The organism is Thalassospira povalilytica (assembly GCF_002844235.1).
GTDB lineage: Bacteria > Pseudomonadota > Alphaproteobacteria > Rhodospirillales > Thalassospiraceae > Thalassospira > Thalassospira povalilytica.
Genome location: NZ_PGTS01000002.1, coordinates 116,006 through 132,947, shown reverse-complemented (window position 1 = coordinate 132,947; position 16,942 = coordinate 116,006). Strand labels below are relative to the sequence as shown.

General features: G+C 55.4%; 15 protein-coding genes and 3 tRNA genes. 14 read left to right on the top strand and 4 right to left on the bottom strand.

All coding sequences use genetic code 11. The features are described from left to right. Positions 1 to 4 precede the first annotated feature (4 nt). Together CU041_RS04870 and pyk are read right to left on the bottom strand one after the other, a co-directional pair. Positions 5 to 1,522 carry a hypothetical protein gene (locus tag CU041_RS04870; RefSeq protein ID WP_068519229.1) on the bottom strand — a complete coding sequence of 506 codons (1,518 nt, stop codon included), beginning with the start codon at positions 1,520 to 1,522 and terminating at the stop codon, positions 5 to 7. 477 nt (positions 1,523 to 1,999) lie between these two features. After that, the gene (pyk, locus tag CU041_RS04865; protein WP_068519228.1) at positions 2,000 to 3,418 is read right to left on the bottom strand and encodes a pyruvate kinase; all 1,419 of its coding nucleotides are present in this window, start codon (positions 3,416 to 3,418) and stop codon (positions 2,000 to 2,002) included. 287 nt (positions 3,419 to 3,705) lie between these two features. Here pyk and CU041_RS04860 point away from each other — a divergent pair, with 287 nt between their 5' ends. The 4 genes from CU041_RS04860 (at position 3,706) to CU041_RS04845 (ending at position 5,851) form a co-directional block, all read left to right on the top strand. Then, on the top strand, positions 3,706 to 4,179 hold the full coding sequence (locus tag CU041_RS04860; protein WP_068519227.1) for a deoxycytidylate deaminase: 474 nt from the start codon (positions 3,706 to 3,708) through the stop codon (positions 4,177 to 4,179). A gap of 282 nt (positions 4,180 to 4,461) precedes the next feature. After that, entirely contained in the window at positions 4,462 to 4,956 is a 495-nt protein-coding gene (locus tag CU041_RS04855; protein WP_068519226.1) for a response regulator, read from the top strand. A 47-nt stretch (positions 4,957 to 5,003) separates the two neighbouring features. Then, positions 5,004 to 5,507 carry a transcriptional regulator gene (locus CU041_RS04850; protein WP_228195980.1) on the top strand — a complete coding sequence of 168 codons (504 nt, stop codon included), beginning with the start codon at positions 5,004 to 5,006 and terminating at the stop codon, positions 5,505 to 5,507. Positions 5,508 to 5,774: 267 nt separating this feature from the next. Then, positions 5,775 to 5,851: transfer RNA gene (locus CU041_RS04845), tRNA-Asp, on the top strand. Here CU041_RS04845 and CU041_RS20565 read toward each other — a convergent pair. Then, a complete protein-coding gene (locus CU041_RS20565) occupies positions 5,840 to 6,115 on the bottom strand; it encodes a hypothetical protein (protein ID WP_170310135.1) in 276 nt (91 codons plus the stop codon). The genes CU041_RS04845 and CU041_RS20565 overlap by 12 nt on opposite strands. Positions 6,116 to 6,276: 161 nt before the next feature. Here CU041_RS20565 and CU041_RS04835 point away from each other — a divergent pair. The 8 genes from CU041_RS04835 to CU041_RS04800 all read left to right on the top strand — a co-directional run bounded on the left by CU041_RS04835 (position 6,277) and on the right by CU041_RS04800 (position 13,353). After that, positions 6,277 to 6,353, top strand: a tRNA-Asp gene (locus tag CU041_RS04835). Between the two features lie 183 nt (positions 6,354 to 6,536). Then, positions 6,537 to 6,613: transfer RNA gene (locus CU041_RS04830), tRNA-Asp, on the top strand. Positions 6,614 to 7,077: 464 nt separating this feature from the next. Beyond that, positions 7,078 to 8,667 (top strand): ABC transporter substrate-binding protein, encoded by a 1,590-nt coding sequence (locus CU041_RS04825; RefSeq protein ID WP_101245996.1) that lies wholly within the window; start codon positions 7,078 to 7,080, stop codon positions 8,665 to 8,667. 16 nt (positions 8,668 to 8,683) lie between these two features. Continuing rightward, on the top strand, positions 8,684 to 9,751 hold the full coding sequence (locus CU041_RS04820) for an ABC transporter permease (protein WP_101245995.1): 1,068 nt from the start codon (positions 8,684 to 8,686) through the stop codon (positions 9,749 to 9,751). Between the two features lie 2 nt (positions 9,752 to 9,753). Continuing rightward, positions 9,754 to 10,677: a nickel transporter permease gene (gene nikC / locus CU041_RS04815; RefSeq protein ID WP_068518413.1), complete on the top strand. Its 924-nt coding sequence runs from the start codon at positions 9,754 to 9,756 to the stop codon at positions 10,675 to 10,677. A gap of 2 nt (positions 10,678 to 10,679) precedes the next feature. Beyond that, the gene (locus CU041_RS04810; RefSeq protein ID WP_101245994.1) at positions 10,680 to 11,522 is read left to right on the top strand and encodes an ABC transporter ATP-binding protein; all 843 of its coding nucleotides are present in this window, start codon (positions 10,680 to 10,682) and stop codon (positions 11,520 to 11,522) included. An 8-nt stretch (positions 11,523 to 11,530) separates the two neighbouring features. After that, positions 11,531 to 12,295: an ABC transporter ATP-binding protein gene (locus CU041_RS04805; protein ID WP_068518415.1), complete on the top strand. Its 765-nt coding sequence runs from the start codon at positions 11,531 to 11,533 to the stop codon at positions 12,293 to 12,295. Positions 12,296 to 12,345: 50 nt separating this feature from the next. Further along, on the top strand, positions 12,346 to 13,353 hold the full coding sequence (locus CU041_RS04800) for a dipeptidase (RefSeq protein WP_101245993.1): 1,008 nt from the start codon (positions 12,346 to 12,348) through the stop codon (positions 13,351 to 13,353). 93 nt (positions 13,354 to 13,446) lie between these two features. On the opposite strand, the gene CU041_RS04795 is transcribed toward CU041_RS04800, so the two are convergent. After that, a complete protein-coding gene (locus CU041_RS04795) occupies positions 13,447 to 13,872 on the bottom strand; it encodes an acyl-CoA thioesterase (RefSeq protein ID WP_068518417.1) in 426 nt (141 codons plus the stop codon). A gap of 293 nt (positions 13,873 to 14,165) precedes the next feature. On the opposite strand from CU041_RS04795, the gene parE reads away from it, so the two are divergent. Together parE and CU041_RS04785 are read left to right on the top strand one after the other, a co-directional pair. After that, the gene (gene parE, locus CU041_RS04790; protein WP_101245992.1) at positions 14,166 to 16,148 is read left to right on the top strand and encodes a DNA topoisomerase IV subunit B; all 1,983 of its coding nucleotides are present in this window, start codon (positions 14,166 to 14,168) and stop codon (positions 16,146 to 16,148) included. Positions 16,149 to 16,319: 171 nt separating this feature from the next. Continuing rightward, positions 16,320 to 16,904 (top strand): hypothetical protein, encoded by a 585-nt coding sequence (locus CU041_RS04785; protein WP_101245991.1) that lies wholly within the window; start codon positions 16,320 to 16,322, stop codon positions 16,902 to 16,904. Positions 16,905 to 16,942: the final 38 nt, after the last annotated feature.

The window sequence follows — 16,942 nt, the reverse complement described above, 5'->3', positions numbered from 1 at the left end:
GCACTCAGTCCCCTTTGGGCCCCTTGCTGAGCCGCCTGTCAGAGACCAGCCCTTCAAGGCCGCCATTGTTGCGGCCTGCCCGTGGGCGAATATTCGGGTTCGGATTGCGTTTGTTCGACGCAGCCGGTGCTTGCGCACTCTCCTTTTCGGCCCGCGGGCGCGATGCCGATGCGGCGGGCTTGGTATCGTTAAAGAAGTCGATATACCAATCCATATCCGTCGATGCCATGGCATAACGTCCCCCGGCGGCCGGGCTTTCGATATTGGCTTCGGGGATACCGTTGCTGATCTGAAGCACGACCGATGACGGGGCGGTCATGCCCGCACGCCATGCCAGTGCCGTGATCGCACGCGCGCTTCCGGAATCAAGGATTTTGGAAACCGCACTGATCGGGATTTGCGCATAATGGGCCAGCGACTGCACAACCAGCGCATCTTCATTCCGCGAAACCGCGTCCAGAATATACTGGTCGATCGTCATCTTCTGGTTGGATGCCGTTTCATGATCGTGATCAAGCATCACGTCATCGGCAATCTCGACCGGCATCCCGGCATCTGCCGGATGCAGCGGCATGCGGTTTTCAAACCGTGCCTTTTCAATCCGCTGGCGAACCGACTGGCGCAAGGCGCGGGCAACCTCGGTGCGCATACGCCCCTGTTCAACCAAGGTATCAAACAGCGATGCCATGATGAAATGGGCGATACGGCGCTGGGCCTGACGCGAAATGCGGCTCTGCCCGCCCAAAAGATCCCCTTCCGGCGACTTGGGCTTGGCAACCTTGCGTTCTGTGAAATGCGGCGTCATCGCAACAACGTTGCGCGGCGCATCATCAGATGACAGCAACCGGTTCAAAAGACTGCTTTTTTCTTTTTCGGCCTGCTGTTCGATCAGGCGCGCCTTGGCTGCGGCTTCCTGTTCTTCGCGTGCGCGTTCTGCGGCGGTCTGAACAAATTCACCGCGCCCGCGCATGATATCAAGGAAGTCGGAATCACTCAGAAGTTCGATATACTCGCCAATCGACACCCGACCAATCGCCTGGATATCCTGACGCAGACGGCTTGCCGCCTGACGGGTCATATAGGGCGTATGTCCCAGTTCCTGCTCGATCAGATTGATGACCTGCGGACGATAGCAATCACCCATATTGGCAATGGCTGCGACAAACTCCTCGACCATTTCAAGGCGTTCGGACGGGCTGACATCATTGAGATGACGGCGCAAACGGCGGGCAACATCCATACGGACATCGCTGTCAAAATCCGGTGCGTCTTCGTCTTCTTCGGCATAGGCCATTTCGTTCGACAAACGGGCCGCATGCTCAAGAGCAGTCTGTTCTGAAATTTCTTCGCTGGAATTCTTGCGCGGGATCGACCGCCCACGTGCGTTTCCTGCATCAGCCGAAAAAGCATCGGGTGCGACTGTACGGACAGTGTCAGCAAGATCACGCAGCTTCGCCGTGGCTTTATCGTCAAGCCCCCCGTCGCCGGTGTTTTTCTGCCGATTGAACATCCAACTCAGCATTATCGCAGCAATTCCCCTGGTCCCTTGCCTGGCGGCGGATCGGGTATCAATTAGTGCAGATACCCGTCGTTTTTATGTTTTGTCAGAACAGTTTAACCAGAACTGACCGTGATAAACAACCAGACAAGACGTCTAAATTTAAATCCCCAACATCAAGGACCGATGCCATCAGACACAGCCTTGATTACCTCTAGACTATCGGCGGAAAGACTCAAAAAAACATTAACAATACAGCGCCCTAAACAAACCGCTGATATTCGCCCCCGATCATCGCCCGGAAGTTACTCTGAAGTTATCCGGTTTGGTCACCTCCCCGGTCCGCTTCTCCCCCATTTGCTGACCGTCCCGGCTTCACGGTTTTTCCAATTCCGGGCGAGACCCCGGATACGACACGTTTGGAAATTTCGGGCATAAAAAAACGGGCGACCGTTGTGGCCGCCCGTTTTGATATCCGTTACCGGATCAAATCATATCAGATCAGTTGCTGACCCATGCGATACGCAGGATGTTGGTCGCCCCCGGAGTACCAAACGGAACACCGGCGGTAATCACCAGCGAATCACCCGGTCCGGCGAATTCTTCGCGCTGGGCAACTTCACAGGCAATGCCGACCATTTCGGCAAAGTTGGTCGCATCACGGGTAAAGACCGGATGCACGCCCCAGCACAGCGCCAGACGACGTGCGGTCTGAATCCGCGGCGTCAGGCCAAGGATCTGCACTTCCGGACGCTCACGCGCGGCACGGAATGCGGTTGAACCCGACGTGGTATAGTTGACAACTGCCTTGGACCCGATGGTTTTTGCCACCTGACGGGCCGCCGCACTGATCGCATCCGGTGCGTTATGTTCCGGATCCGGGCGGTTGGCGTCACGCATGCGGAAATACAGCTCATCCTGTTCCACACGCACCAGAATACGGTCCATGATCGAAACGGTTTCAAGCGGGTATTTACCAACCGCACTTTCTGCTGACAGCATCACGGCATCGGCACCGTCATAGATCGCGGTTGCAACGTCGGATGCTTCGGCGCGGGTCGGTGCCGGGTTGGATACCATCGAATCAAGCATCTGGGTCGCAACAATCACCGGCTTGCCGGCCTCGCGGCAGGCCTTGATGATGCGTTTCTGCAGAATCGGCACATCTTCGGGCGGGCATTCAACGCCCAGGTCACCACGGGCGACCATCACCATGTCAGACAGATCGACGATCTCGTCGAGATGCTCGATCGCCTGCGGCTTTTCGAGCTTGGAAACGATGGCGGCACGACCCTGAATGATCTTGCGGGCTTCGGCGACATCTTCCGGGCGCTGCACGAATGACAGGGCGACAAAATCAACGCCCATCTCAAGACCATACACCAGATCGGCACGGTCCTTTTCGGTCAGCGGCGACAATGGCAGCATCACATCGGGAAGATTGACACCCTTGCGGTTCGACAGCGGACCACCGGTGATCACGGTACATTCGGCTGACTTGTCATCGCATTTTTCAACGCGCATGCGCAGCTTGCCATCATCAAGCAACAGGTTCGCACCCGGCTTCAATGCGGCATAGACCTCGGGATGCGGCAAGGAGACGCGCTTATTGGTGCCCGGGGTCTTGTCCATATCAAAGGTGAAGGTATCGCCGGCTTCGAGTTCGACCTTTTCATCGGCAAAGGTGCCAACACGGATCTTCGGCCCCTGAAGGTCCATCAGAATTCCGATCGGACGGCCGAGCTTTTCTTCGACCGCGCGGATGGCTTCGAACCGGGCCAGATGTTCAGCGTGTTCCCCGTGCGAAAAGTTCAGGCGAAACACATCGACGCCCGACTTTACGATTTTCTCAAGGATTTCTGGCTTGGAACTCGCCGGCCCCAGGGTCGCGATGATTTTCGCCTTACGTTGACGGCGCATCGGCTACTACCTCTTGTTATTTGGTTTACACGTGAGCCCTGCCGCTTCGGCCTGCATCTGCGGCGAGGCGTCAAGGCGTCCTGATCTTTTTCTGGGGGTAACCCCTTAATAGTCAATCAGCCCCTATTTGAACAGGGGCTTTTCATTAAATGCCTTTACAAAAATGTGATTTTTCACTGGACAATTACAAGAAGCCCCCTCTTAAAAGGTAACCGGACACGCATCCGGGCAATGGGCAATCACCTGTCGATTGCCGCTTTTCAGTGACGCAAACAGGGCTTCTTTCGATGAGCAAATGGCACCACCGTTTTCTGGGCCTCGCCGCCCACATCGCAGACTGGTCAAAAGACCGCAGCACCCAGGTCGGTGCCGTTGTCATCGGCCCGAAAAAGGAAATCCGCGCAGTCGGCTATAACGGATTCCCGCGCGGCGTCGATGACGAAGTCGAAAGCCGCCATCAGCGTCCTGAAAAATACGCCTATACCGAACATGCCGAACGCAATGCCATTTATAATGCAAGTTATACCGGCACATCCCTTGATGGCTGTTCGCTGTATGTGACCCATTTTCCATGCTGCGACTGTGCGCGCGCCATTATCCAGGCCGGCATCGCCGAGGTTTTCGTCGATAAAACCAAACTGACCGCCGATTTTCTGGAACGCTGGGAACAGGATATGAAAATCTCGACCGAGATGTTCGAGGAATCCGGCGTTGCCGTGCAAGTCATTGATGATGATGGCACAACCGAACCGATGAAATAATCTATCAGCCCCTTTACTATTGCCCAAAGCCCCCAATATGGTGGGCGTGCAACTCGGGTACGAGCACCAATAAAAAAAAGACTATCGCGCTTTCTGTTCACAACCAGCGGCTGGTCCGGCGTCAGTATTTGTCAGATTCTCGGGGCTTCTCACGGGCGGTTTGACCTTGCTGGAAACCAGACAAAGGTATAAGGGTTTATACAACAGCAACCGAAATGATTTGCTGCTGTTGGTCCCTGAACAGCGACGCATTTCGTGATGATGCTCAGGAAACGAGGCCGGATGAACGCGAAAATCGACTTTAGTAAAATCAGTTTTCTGATCGTTGACGGGGACAAGATTTCAGCTCAAGTAGTGTACGACACGCTGGCCTATCTCGGCGCCAGTCACATTCAGCGCGTAAAGACACCGAATGACGCGTTTGATGTTCTGCGCAGTGAAAAGATTGATATCGTTGTGTGCGAATGGCGACTCCGGGGCATGGATGGCCTTGAATTCCTTGACGTCATGCGCAATTCGACCAATTCACCCAACAGGTTCATTCCTGTGATTATGCTGACTGCACATTCGGAACACCGTTACGTGACCACTGCACGTGACCTTGGCATTACGGAATTTCTTGCCAAGCCTTTCAATGCCAAGGCACTTTATAGCCGACTGGTGTCGGTCATCGCGCGGCCCAGACGTTTCATCAATACCGGAACGTATTTCGGCCCCGACCGTCGCCGCAGACAGGTCCAGTTCGACGGCCCTGACCGAAGGAGCCTTGACGAATGACCCATTATGACTGGGGAAGCGGAGCAATCGTGAAACCGGAAGAGCCTATGAAAAAGAAGAATGTTCAGATCATCCCCGCACAGACTGACCTGAAGCGGCGGGCTGTCAACTTCGTCAAGGGCTTTGACATCAATCTGTCGCCTGAACAGCTCGAAGAGCTGGAAAAAGTCGTGCAGCGCAGCTCGGAAACCTTTGTGCGTGACATCGGCAAGGATCTGATGGATTGCCGCCGCATGATCATTCAGGCGCTTGGCGACAAAACCAAACGCCAGGATGCGGTTGCGACCAGCTCCGACCTTGCCTATTCGGTCAAGGCCCTTGGTGGCACCTTCCAGTATCCGCTGATGACGCAGATCGCCAAATCGATGGAAAACTTCGTGGCGGACCGCACCACCGCCAATGAAAAACAGCTGCTGGTCATCCAGCTGCATATCGACTCACTCTATGTCATTCTTGCGGGGCGCGTGACCGGCTTTGGCTCGACCGTTGAACAGGCAACTGTTGCGGCTCTGACCAAACTCGCCGAACGCTACGAACAGCCCCGCGAATAGGCTTCTGGAAACGCAATCACCATGTTTGCGTTTCCACCTTTCTGATCCCGATCCGAATATCCCTTCCTGATCCCGTCCGTTGCGCCCCATATCGCAGCACCATGACGTCTGCCTGCATGCCGGAATGCCCGATACAACGGAACCCTGACGCTTCTCAGTCACGGCGGGTTTCTACCCACAGAAGAAACGACAAAGAAATTTGAAATTCCGGCCAAAAACCGCTTGCGCCCCCATGGGGTGGCTGCTAAAAACCGCGCCACACACCATGCGGGTGTAGCTCAGTTGGTTAGAGCGCCGGCCTGTCACGCCGGAGGCCGCGGGTTCAAGTCCCGTCACTCGCGCCATTCCCTCCCAATGGGAATGACATTCAAAAAAGCACCACGGTTCATCCGCTGGTGCTTTTTTGTTTTTATCCCCGATACAAACGCACTGCTCCCACCTCCCCTTACCATCTGGCGGTCAGACCAGTGGCAATTTCCCGCCGCCATCACGATCATCAATCTTGATTTTTCTGCCCCCGGGTTTGTTTTGACCAACTTTTCGGGCTTGGTCCTGGCACTGCGCGTTGATCGGGTCTGGCCCGTGTCCAGACGGCCACCATCGATCATATGGACGGGCATCTGACGGGGCTGATAAAACCGCGCACAAGCTTTTGATATCTGGCATTTTTTCCCGATCGGGATCGCCGGTCTTATACGACTGTCCTTTTTTTGCAAAAAAGCCCTTGCCAGACTGAACCGCCCCTTATATAAACCGCGCCACACACCATGCGGGTGTAGCTCAGTTGGTTAGAGCGCCGGCCTGTCACGCCGGAGGCCGCGGGTTCAAGTCCCGTCACTCGCGCCATTCCCTCCCAATGGGAATGACATTCAAAAAAGCACCACGGTTTATCCGCTGGTGCTTTTTTGTTTTCGGCTCAAAGCCGCGCCAAAACAGCACTTTCCGGTGGTATTATTTTTCTTTGAAAAATCTGACAAAAAGCCCTTGCCAGACCGGACCACCCCTTATATAAACCGCGCCACACACCATGCGGGTGTAGCTCAGTTGGTTAGAGCGCCGGCCTGTCACGCCGGAGGCCGCGGGTTCAAGTCCCGTCACTCGCGCCATTCCCTCCTAATGGGAATGACATTCAAAAAAGCACCACGGTTTATCCGCTGGTGCTTTTTTGTTTTCTTCCTCTTTGCTTTCTCCGTCCTTGCTTTCGCCGTTCGGTCACACCGCATCGCGGGCAAAACCACCTCCCCGACGCCATCCTGACGCTTACAACCACATTTGCGTGTAACAACTGCGCGATAATTCAACCTTTATACGAAAATCCCGCAACAAATTTCGGAATTGATCAGTTTTGGGGCAATCCTGACCGTCTGGTCATTGATTAATCGTATAAATTATGCTCAGCTTCGCAGGCATTTAGCGAAAAACTTGCAGGCCGCCCCACTTTGGGCTTGTAGGCATTGACCGCGATCCGTCGCGCTGACCCATTGACGTCTCGCCAGCGGATTGTTGTTTGATTGTCTATCGGTCTTCGCCTTGGCCTGCAGTCCCACAACAACAAAACGGGAGGCGCATCATGCGCAAACTAATCGCAGGGCTGGTCATGGGGACCGCGCTCGCTACCATGCCGTTGGCGGCACAGGCTGAAACGCCGAAAAACGCACTTGTGATGGCATTCGCCATCGATGACATCATCACCCTCGATCCGGCTCAGATCTTTGAGTTTTCCGGCGCAGAATATGCCGGTAACACCTATGACCGTCTGATCGGCTTTGATAACGACGATGTTTCAAAAATTCACGGCGTAATCGCCGAAAGCTGGGACGTCTCTGAAGACGGCAAAACCTTCACGTTCAAAATCCGTGACGGCATCAAATTCGCATCGGGTAACGACCTGACTGCAGAAGATGCAGCCTTCTCGCTTCAGCGCGTGATCCTGCTGGATCAGTCACCGGCATTCATTCTTGGTCAGTTCGGCTTTACCCCGGAAAACGTAAAAGACAAAATCCGTGCGGTTGACGATTCCACGCTGGTTATGGAAGTCGACAAACCCTACGCGCCCAGCTTCGTTCTGTACTGCCTGACCGCGGGTGTTGGTGCCGTTGTTGATAAAGAAGAAGTTCTTGCGCACGAAGTCGATGGCGATCTCGGCCATGAATGGCTCAAAACCAACTATGCCGGTTCCGGTCCGTTCAAACTGAACAAATGGACGGCTGGCGAAAGCCTCAGCCTGACCGCAAATGACGATTACTGGGACGGTGCGCCGGAAATGAAGCGCGTCATCATCCGTAACGTCAAAGAAGCCGCCGCTCAGCAGCTTCTGCTTCAGAAAGGCGACATCGATATCGCCCGTAACCTCGAAGCTGACCAGCTTGCCGCGGTCAAGGACGATACCAACATCAAGCTTCTGTCCAAAGGCAAAGGCGCACTTTGGTATCTTGGCCTGTCCCAGAAAAACGAATACCTCTCGAACCCGAAAGTTCGCGAAGCTCTGAAATATCTGGTTGATTACAAAGGTATTTCCGAAACCATTCTTGCTGGCCGCTCCCAGATCCATCAGGGCTTCCTGCCCGAAGGTTTCCTTGGCGCCTATAACGAAAACCCCTACAGCCTTGATATCGAAAAAGCCAAATCGCTTCTTGCCGAAGCAGGCCTTGCTGACGGTTTTTCGATAACCATGGATACCCGTAACACCACCTCGATCATGGCGATGGCCCAGTCGATCCAGGCTACCTGGGCACAGGCAGGCATCAATCTGGAAATCATTCCGGGTGATGGCAAGCAGACCCTGACCAAATACCGCGCACGTCAGCACGATATCTATATCGGTCGCTGGGGCCCGGATTATCAGGATCCGCACACCAACGCATCCACCTTTGCCTGGAACCCGGACAATTCCGACGACGCGACCGCCAAGCCGCTGGCATGGCGTAACGCCTGGGATGCCGGTGACCTGACTGCACAAACCGATGCAGCAACCCTTGAACGTGACGATGCGAAACGTGCAGCAATGTATGTGGACCTTCAGAAGAAAGTTCTGGCTGACGGCCCGTTCGTGATCATGTTCCAGGAAACCGAAATTGCATCCATGCGTGGCAATGTGAACAATTTCGTCCTCGGCCCGTCATTCGATAACAACTATTATCGCTTTGTAACCAAGGACTAAGGAGACAACGGTCGTAATGTCCGCTGTTACACGCAAAAACCGGGACGGGCGCAAACGCGCCCGTCTCATTTCAGGCAAGGCAGGAAGCCTCCTGCGGATTGTCTTCTCGCTCGCCATCACCTTTTTCGGCCTGCTGCTTGTCACCTTCCTGATCGGTCGCGTTTTGCCCATCGATCCGGTTCTGGCCGCAGTCGGCGATCGCGCCCCCCAGGATGTCTATGACCGCGTCCGCGAAGAAATGGGCCTCAATCTGCCGCTTTGGCAGCAATTCTTTATCTATATTTCCAATGTCGTACAGGGTGACTTCGGCCAATCGGTCCTGACCGCAAACCCGGTCATCGAAGACATCAAACGTGTTTTCCCCGCGACCTTGGAACTCGCAACACTTGCGACATTCATCGGTGTGGTTCTTGGCATTCCCGCGGGCGTTTTCGCCGCGATCAACAAGGGTAAATGGCCCGACCATGTCGTACGCGTGATCGGTCTTGCCGGGTATTCCATGCCGATCTTCTGGCTCGGTCTGATGGGGCTTCTGGTCTTTTACATGAAGCTCGACTGGGTCGCAGGCCCCGGACGTCTGGACGCCTTTTATATCGACTTTATCGAGCCAACTACCGGCCTGATGCTGATTGATACCCTGATCGAAGGCGACATGGACCTGTTCTGGAATGCCGTGTCCCATATCATTCTGCCCGCGTCGATCCTTGCCTATTTCTCGTTGGCCTATATTGCCCGCATGACCCGGTCCTTCATGCTCGAACAGCTTAGTCAGGAATATATCCTGACCGCCCGGGTCAAAGGCATTTCCGAACATCGCATCATCTGGCGTCACGCGCTTGGCAATGTCATGGTGCCTCTGGTGACCGTGATTGCGCTGTCTTATGCCAACCTGCTCGAAGGTTCGGTTCTGACCGAAATCATCTTTGCCTGGCCGGGACTTGGTCTTTACATCACCAACTCGCTGCTCAATGCCGATATGAACGCGGTTCTTGGCGGCACGGTTGTCGTTGGCGCGGTCTTTATCGGCGTGAACATGCTGTCTGACGTGCTTTACCGCCTGCTCGATCCCAGAGCGCGGAGATAATCATGAATACACAAACAACCATCTCCAAACCGGGCCTGAAACAGTGGCTGACTTCCGATACTCCCCGCTCGCGACTTCAGGCAAAATGCGGCCGCGCGTGGCTGGGCTGGATCAAATTCACCGAAAACAAGCTGGCCATGATCGGGCTTTCGATTGTCATCGGCCTGATCCTTGTCACCATTTTTGCGCCCCTTCTGGCCCCCTATGATCCGCTTGCTGCCGACCTTGCCAACCGCATTCAGCCCCCCGGGGCCGATCACTGGTTCGGCACCGATCAGCTGGGCCGTGATATTCTGTCGCGTCTGATTTACGGCGCGCAATATACCCTGCTGATTGTCGGCCTTGTTGCCATTACCGCCGCCCCGCTTGGCCTTCTGGTCGGCACCGCGGCCGGTTTCTTTGGCGGCTGGGTTGATGCGACATTGATGCGCATCACCGATATCTTTCTGGCCTTCCCAAAACTGATCCTGGCACTGGCCTTTGTCTCGGCCCTTGGCCCGGGGCTTGAAAATGCCATTCTGGCAATTGCGATTACCGCCTGGCCGCCCTATGCCCGTATCGCACGTGCTGAAACCATCACGGTGCGCAAATCCGACTTCATCGAAGCCGCCCGCCTTCAGGGCACCTCGAATATGGGTCTGATCATCGGCCATATCATGCCGATGTGCATGAGCTCGCTGGTCGTCCGCGTTACCCTTGATATGGCGGGCATGATCCTGATTGCCGCCGGTCTTGGCTTCCTTGGTCTTGGGGCACAGCCGCCAATGCCCGAATGGGGTGCGATGGTCTCGGACGGTCGTCAGTTCCTGCTCGAACAATGGTGGGTTGCCACGGTTCCCGGTATTGCCATTTTCGTCGTCAGCCTTGGCTTCAACCTTCTGGGTGATGGCCTGCGTGATGTTCTTGATCCGCGTGGAGGGGATTGATCATGTCAAACGACCCCCTTTTGAACGTCAAAAACCTCAAGGTCACCTTCAACACCCCCAAGGGTGAGGTCAATGCCGTGCGCGGTGTGTCCTTCAGCCTCGGGCGGGAACGCCTCGGGATTGTCGGGGAATCCGGTTCGGGCAAGTCCCAGACCGGGCGGGCCATTCTTGGCCTGACGGCGGCAAATGGTCGCATCACCGCAGACGAGCTTAAATTCCACGATGTCGACCTGGCCAACCTGACGCCCAAACAATGGCGCAAGGTGCGGGGCGCGCGTATTTCCATGATCATGCAGGATCCGAAATACTCGCTCAACCCGGTCATGACCATTGGCGATCAGATCATCGAGGCCTATCGCGAACACCACAAGGTCAACGCCAGAGAAGCCCGTCATCGCGCCATTGATATGCTTGAAGCAGTCAAAATCCGCGATCCCGAACGCGTCTTCAATTCCTATCCGCACGAAGTTTCGGGCGGCATGGGACAGCGCGTGATGATCGCCATGATGCTGATCCCCGAACCCGAACTGATCATTGCCGATGAACCGACATCGGCCCTTGATGTCACGGTTCAGCTTCAGGTAATGGCAATTCTTGACGATCTGGTGCGCGATCGCGGCATGGCCCTTATTTTCATCAGCCATGACCTGCATCTGGTCTCAAGCTTCTGCGACCGGGTTCTGGTCATGTATCAGGGCCACGTGGTCGAAGAACTGGCCGCTTCTGCCCTGCACGAAGCCAAACATCCCTACACCAAGGGCCTTTTGAACTGCTTGCCGAAAATGGATGGCGATCAATCCGATCTGCCGATCCTTGAACGCGAAGCAAGCTGGGCAGAAGGATAAGAACCACAATGATTGAAATCAGCAAACTCAACGCATGGTTCGATGATCATCACGTTCTCAAGGACGTCGATATCTCTGTGCCTGCAAACGGATCATTCGGGCTGGTCGGGGAATCCGGATCGGGAAAATCAACGGTCCTGCGTACCATTACCGGCCTTGTTGACGACTGGGAAGGCAATATTCTGGTCAATAACAAGGAACTGGGCACCACCCGCGACAAAGCCTTTTATCGTCTTGTCCAGATGGTGTTTCAGGACCCGTTCGGATCGCTCCATCCGCGTCATACCATTGACCGCATCCTGACCGAACCGGTCAACATTCACGGTCTTGGCAATTCCGATAGCCGCGTGGTTGAGGCGCTTAAACAGGTCGGTCTGGATAACTCCTTCCGGTTCCGTTACCCGCATCAGCTTTCCGGCGGTCAACGTCAGCGCGTGGCAATTGCCCGCGCGCTGATCCTTGAACCCAAAGTGCTGTTGCTTGATGAACCGACATCGGCCCTTGATGTGTCCATTCAGGCCGAAGTGCTTAACCTTCTCAGCCGTTTGCGCCGGGATCTGGGCCTGACCTATATCATGGTCAGTCACGATCTCGCGGTTGTGGCCCATATGTGTGACGATATTGCCATCATGAACCATGGTCGCATTGTCGAACGCGCCACCGCCGGTCAACTTGCCGAAGGGTCGCTTGAACACCCCTACTCCCAACAGCTTTACAAAGCTGCTGGCGGCTATGATCGTGCTGTGGTTGACAGTTTTGTCGATTGGGATTGATCCGCCCTTTCACGTCGCCACACCAAACGAAGAAACGGGAACCTGTTTGAATGACGATTGCCACCAACCCATCGCGCCCGGCAACCTATCGCCCCAGCTTTACCTGGGATGCACATGCCTGCCTGCCTTTGGATGAAAAAACACCCGAAAGCCTTCTGGACGAATATGTGAAGGGCAACGTGGATTATGTCTGTGTCAATGTCGGCATGGACATGAACACCATCCCCCACATTCTGCGCGTCATTGCCGCCTTCCGCGCCAAGATCGCCGCCCATCCCGACAAATACATGCAGATCGACAGCTTTGACGATCTTGCCATCGCCAAGCAAAAAGGCCTGCTCGGCGTCGGCTTCGATCTGGAAGGCTCGGTCATGCTGCAAGACATGCCCGCAATGATCCCTGTCTTTGCCAGACTGGGGGTCAAGCAGATCCACTTTGCCTATAACCGCAACAACTCGGTCGCGGGCGGCTGTCACGATGTTGATATGCCCCTGACCGACCTTGGGGTGGAAATGGTCAAATCGGTCAATGCCAATGGCATGATCATGGATTGTTCCCATACCGGACGGCAAAGCTCGCTTGATATCATGCGGGTATCATCCAAACCGGTGGTCTTCAGCCACGCCAATCCCAAGGTTCTCGGCGGTCATGAACGCTGCGTTGATGATGAACAGATCAAGGCCTGTGCCGATACCGGCGGGGTTATCGGCATTTGCGGTTTCCAGCGTTTCATCAAATCGCCCAACGCCCCCGAAGTCCCCGATATGATCCGCCACATCAAATATGCGGTCGATCTGGTCGGTGTTGATCATGTCGGCATCGGGCTTGATACCATGCCCGAAGTTGCCGGCTGCAACGACTTCCCCGATGGCGTTGACCGTTCCTATTACTGGCCGGTCGCAAGCGGCTATGGCCCGGGCGCAGGCGGTGCTGCGGTATTTGACCCGAAAAAACTCCCTGCCCTTGCCGATGCCCTGATTGCAACCGGCTATTCGACCGATGATGTCGATAAAATCATGGGTGAAAACTTCATCCGTGTTGCCAAGGCAAGCTGGTAGCAGCCTTCGCGACCCTGCCAGTCGCCATAAATGACAAAGCCCCGCCCGAGTGTCTCAGGCGGGGCCTTTGTTTTCTGAAATGCGCGCTTTGGCTCAGACCTTGGCTTCGTCGGAGCGTACCGGACGCGGGCGGCCTTCGGCGTCGATGGCAACAAAGGTAAAGGTGGCCTCGGTGACCTTGATGCGTGGCGGCTGGTTGCGGCGCAGTACCCAGGCTTCGAGATGCAGAACGATTGATGTATTGCCGATCCGTTCGATATCGCCATACACGCAAACCGTATCACCGACATAAACCGGACGCAGGAAGGTCATGCCGTCAACCGCGACGGTTGCAATTCGGCCTTCGGCGATCTGGCTTGCCAGAACACCCCCGGCAATATCCATCTGCGACATCAGCCAGCCGCCAAAGATATCCCCGCTCGGGTTTGTATCGGCGGGCATTGCCAATGTCCGGGTACAAAGATCGCCACGCGGCATCGTATTGTCGCTGACGTGTGTTTGCTCATTCTCTGTCGCCATCGGGCTCACTCCTGTTTCGGGCACGTTGAAAAAAGACGTGCATATTTTTTTATTGGACCTCCCGGTCTCGGTTTTCTGCGCCGCAGCTTTAAAAATGTGATCTTTGGCAAAGACCACCACTTGCATTGGACTTGAAAACACATTTTTATGGTCCGTGCTAACCGACATGTGGCACGAACCATCGAACATATGGTACTCGTTTAGCGCCGAGGCATCCAACGCTCAATATCGATCAACAGATATGCGTTGTTGGACCTTGTTTTAACACAATAAAAGAAGTTGCGTTCCGGGGCATGACCGACCTTTTTGAAGATTCAAACCAATCCACAGACAAAGCCTATTCCGCCAAGGACATCGAGGTTCTCGAGGGCCTGGAGCCTGTGCGTCGCCGCCCCGGTATGTATATCGGCGGCACCGATGATGCGGCCCTGCACCATCTGGTCGCAGAGATCCTGGATAACTCCATGGACGAAGCGGTCGCTGGCCACGCGGACTGGATCGAACTGGAACTGAAACCGGACAATACCGTACTTGTCCGCGATAACGGCCGCGGTATTCCGACCGATCCGCACCCGAAGTTCCCTGACAAATCCGCCCTTGAAGTCATTCTGACCACCCTGCATTCGGGTGGTAAGTTTTCGGGCAAGGCCTATGAGACATCGGGCGGTTTGCACGGCGTGGGTATGTCTGTCGTGAACGCCCTGACCGAGAAATTCCGGGTCGAGGTCTGCCGCGATCGCAAAATGGTATTCCAGGAATATTCCCGCGGTGTGCCGCAGATGCCGCTTCAGGATGGCGGTGCGATCAATAACCGCCGCGGCACCACGGTCATCTTCAAACCCGATCCCGAGATTTTCGGCGCCCGCGCCAAACTCAAACCGGGCACCATCTTCCGCATGGCGCGGTCCAAGGCGTATCTCTACAAGGGTGTTGAAATCCGCTGGTCGGTTGATCCGTCGCTTTTGACAAGTGATGACCCGACCCCGCAGCAGGAAGTCCTGAAATTCCCGAACGGTATTCTCGACTATCTGGAAATGACGCTTGAGGGCCGCGAACTCGTCACCGAACGCCCGTTCGCCGGCGAAGCCAAATTTTCCGACAGTCCCGGACGTGTTGAATGGGCAATCGGCTGGCCCGAAAGCGGCGAAGGCTATTTCCATTCATACTGTAACACCGTCCCGACCCCGCTTGGCGGCACGCACGAGGCCGGGTTCCGCTATGCCCTGACCAAGGCGATCAAGGCTTATGGCGACATGGTCGGTCAGAAAAAGGCAGCGGCCATCACCGCCGAAGACGTGTTTGGCGGCGGCTGCATCATGCTGTCGGTCTTTATTCCCGATCCGCAGTTCCAGGGCCAGACCAAGGAAAAGCTCGGCACCCAGAATGCCACCAAACTGGTTGAAACCGCAGTCCGCGACCATTTCGACCACTGGCTGACCGGTGATACCGAAAACGCCAAGCGTCTGCTCGAACGCATCATCCTGCGCGCCGAGGAACGCCAGCGCCGCAAGGAGAAAAAGGAAACCAAGCGTCAGTCGGCGACCCGCCGCCTGCGTCTTCCGGGTAAACTTGCCGACTGTTCGCGATCAATTGCCGCTGGCACTGAAATCTTCCTGGTCGAGGGTGACTCGGCAGGTGGTTCTGCCAAGCAGGCCCGTGACCGTGAAACCCAGGCCGTCCTGCCACTGCGCGGTAAAATCCTGAACGTTGCCTCGGCCACCCGTGAAAAGATGATGGCCAACCAGGAAATCAAGGACATGATCGAAGCCTTTGGCTGCGGTTCCGGGTCCGATTTCCGCCTGAATGACCTGCGCTACGAACGCATCATCATCATGACCGATGCTGACGTTGACGGTGCGCATATCGCATCGCTTTTGATGACCTTCTTCTATCAGGAAATGCCCGGTCTGATCGAAAGCGGCCATCTCTATCTGGCGATGCCGCCGCTTTATCGTCTGACCCAGGGCGGCAAATCGATCTATGCGATGGATGACGCCGAAAAGGAAGTCATCCTGAGCACCGAGTTCAAGAACCCGAACAAGGTCGAGATTTCCCGATTTAAGGGTCTGGGTGAAATGCCCCCGCAACAGCTGCGTGAGACCACTATGGCGCATAAAAAGCGGACATTGCTGCGTGTCACCCTGCCCGATGCGGCCGAACCCGATGAACGCGGCCAGACCAAGGACCTGGTCACCCGCCTGATGGGCAAGAAACCGGAACTGCGTTTCCAGTTCATTCAGGAACATGCCCGCTTCGTCGAAGATATCGACGTCTGATCGGCAAAACGATTGCGAAAAACCCGGCCAGTGTGCCGGGTTTTTTATTGGTCCCGCCACAGCATCGCCGCAAAAGCGCGCCTTAATGACCGTCATATCTTTCAGACCGGGTGATCACACCTGCAATGTGATAGGCTATCTTGTCCGATAAGCTGTCAAAGGACTTGTCCAATGAACATGCGCGCATTTTCCCGTTTTTTGCCGACTGTAACCGGCACGGCGTTGCTTTTGCTTGGCGGGTGCAGTGCCGCCCTGATCGAAGCCCCCAATTACAAGGTCACCGAAGTCCAAAGCTTCAAGACCACCGGCGCGCCAAGTCAGGTCATGCTGCTTGAAATCGTTGATCCGGCCAACAGCCTTCCGGCCAAAACATGGACCGATGCGCTTTCCAATCACGGCTTTGCCCCGCGCCTGCGCTTTGTTACCGATCCCGCCGACATTGCGGCAAATGAAACAATCAAACCGGAAAACCGGTTGGTGGCTGTGGTCAACCCGTCACAAAACACCTTTGGCGATGCGATCTGCACCAACCCGCAAACCGGCGGCATGGAACACATTTCTGATCGCCTGATTGTTCGGTTCGGCTTTTGCTCCGGCGATAATGTCATCTCTGAAACCCGGGCGCGTTTTGTGCCTGAAAACTTTGAAAGCCAGCTGTTTGCCAATGCCGACACGCTAAGCTACCAACTGTTCCCGCGCCATATCCGCAACAATGACGATGACCGTTTCTGCAGCCCGTTCCAGACGGTTTGCTGATCCGGGCTACCTAAACGATCAGTCAGCGATCAACATGT

Excerpts from the sequence above, each read along its gene's own strand:
- CU041_RS04850 (WP_228195980.1), top strand. The coding sequence starts at position 5,004 with ATGAAAAAGAAGAATGTTCAGATCATCCCCGCACAGACTGACCTGAAG.
- CU041_RS04785 (WP_101245991.1), top strand. The coding sequence starts at position 16,320 with ATGAACATGCGCGCATTTTCCCGTTTTTTGCCGACTGTAACCGGCACG.
- parE (WP_101245992.1), top strand. The coding sequence starts at position 14,166 with ATGACCGACCTTTTTGAAGATTCAAACCAATCCACAGACAAAGCCTAT.
- CU041_RS04820 (WP_101245995.1), top strand. The coding sequence starts at position 8,684 with ATGTCCGCTGTTACACGCAAAAACCGGGACGGGCGCAAACGCGCCCGT.
- CU041_RS04800 (WP_101245993.1), top strand. The coding sequence starts at position 12,346 with ATGACGATTGCCACCAACCCATCGCGCCCGGCAACCTATCGCCCCAGC.
- CU041_RS04810 (WP_101245994.1), top strand. The coding sequence starts at position 10,680 with ATGTCAAACGACCCCCTTTTGAACGTCAAAAACCTCAAGGTCACCTTC.
- CU041_RS04870 (WP_068519229.1), bottom strand. The coding sequence starts at position 1,522 with ATGCTGAGTTGGATGTTCAATCGGCAGAAAAACACCGGCGACGGGGGG.
- nikC (WP_068518413.1), top strand. The coding sequence starts at position 9,754 with ATGAATACACAAACAACCATCTCCAAACCGGGCCTGAAACAGTGGCTG.
- CU041_RS04855 (WP_068519226.1), top strand. The coding sequence starts at position 4,462 with ATGAACGCGAAAATCGACTTTAGTAAAATCAGTTTTCTGATCGTTGAC.
- pyk (WP_068519228.1), bottom strand. The coding sequence starts at position 3,418 with ATGCGCCGTCAACGTAAGGCGAAAATCATCGCGACCCTGGGGCCGGCG.
- CU041_RS20565 (WP_170310135.1), bottom strand. The coding sequence starts at position 6,115 with ATGATCGATGGTGGCCGTCTGGACACGGGCCAGACCCGATCAACGCGC.
- CU041_RS04795 (WP_068518417.1), bottom strand. The coding sequence starts at position 13,872 with ATGGCGACAGAGAATGAGCAAACACACGTCAGCGACAATACGATGCCG.
- CU041_RS04825 (WP_101245996.1), top strand. The coding sequence starts at position 7,078 with ATGCGCAAACTAATCGCAGGGCTGGTCATGGGGACCGCGCTCGCTACC.
- CU041_RS04805 (WP_068518415.1), top strand. The coding sequence starts at position 11,531 with ATGATTGAAATCAGCAAACTCAACGCATGGTTCGATGATCATCACGTT.
- CU041_RS04860 (WP_068519227.1), top strand. The coding sequence starts at position 3,706 with ATGAGCAAATGGCACCACCGTTTTCTGGGCCTCGCCGCCCACATCGCA.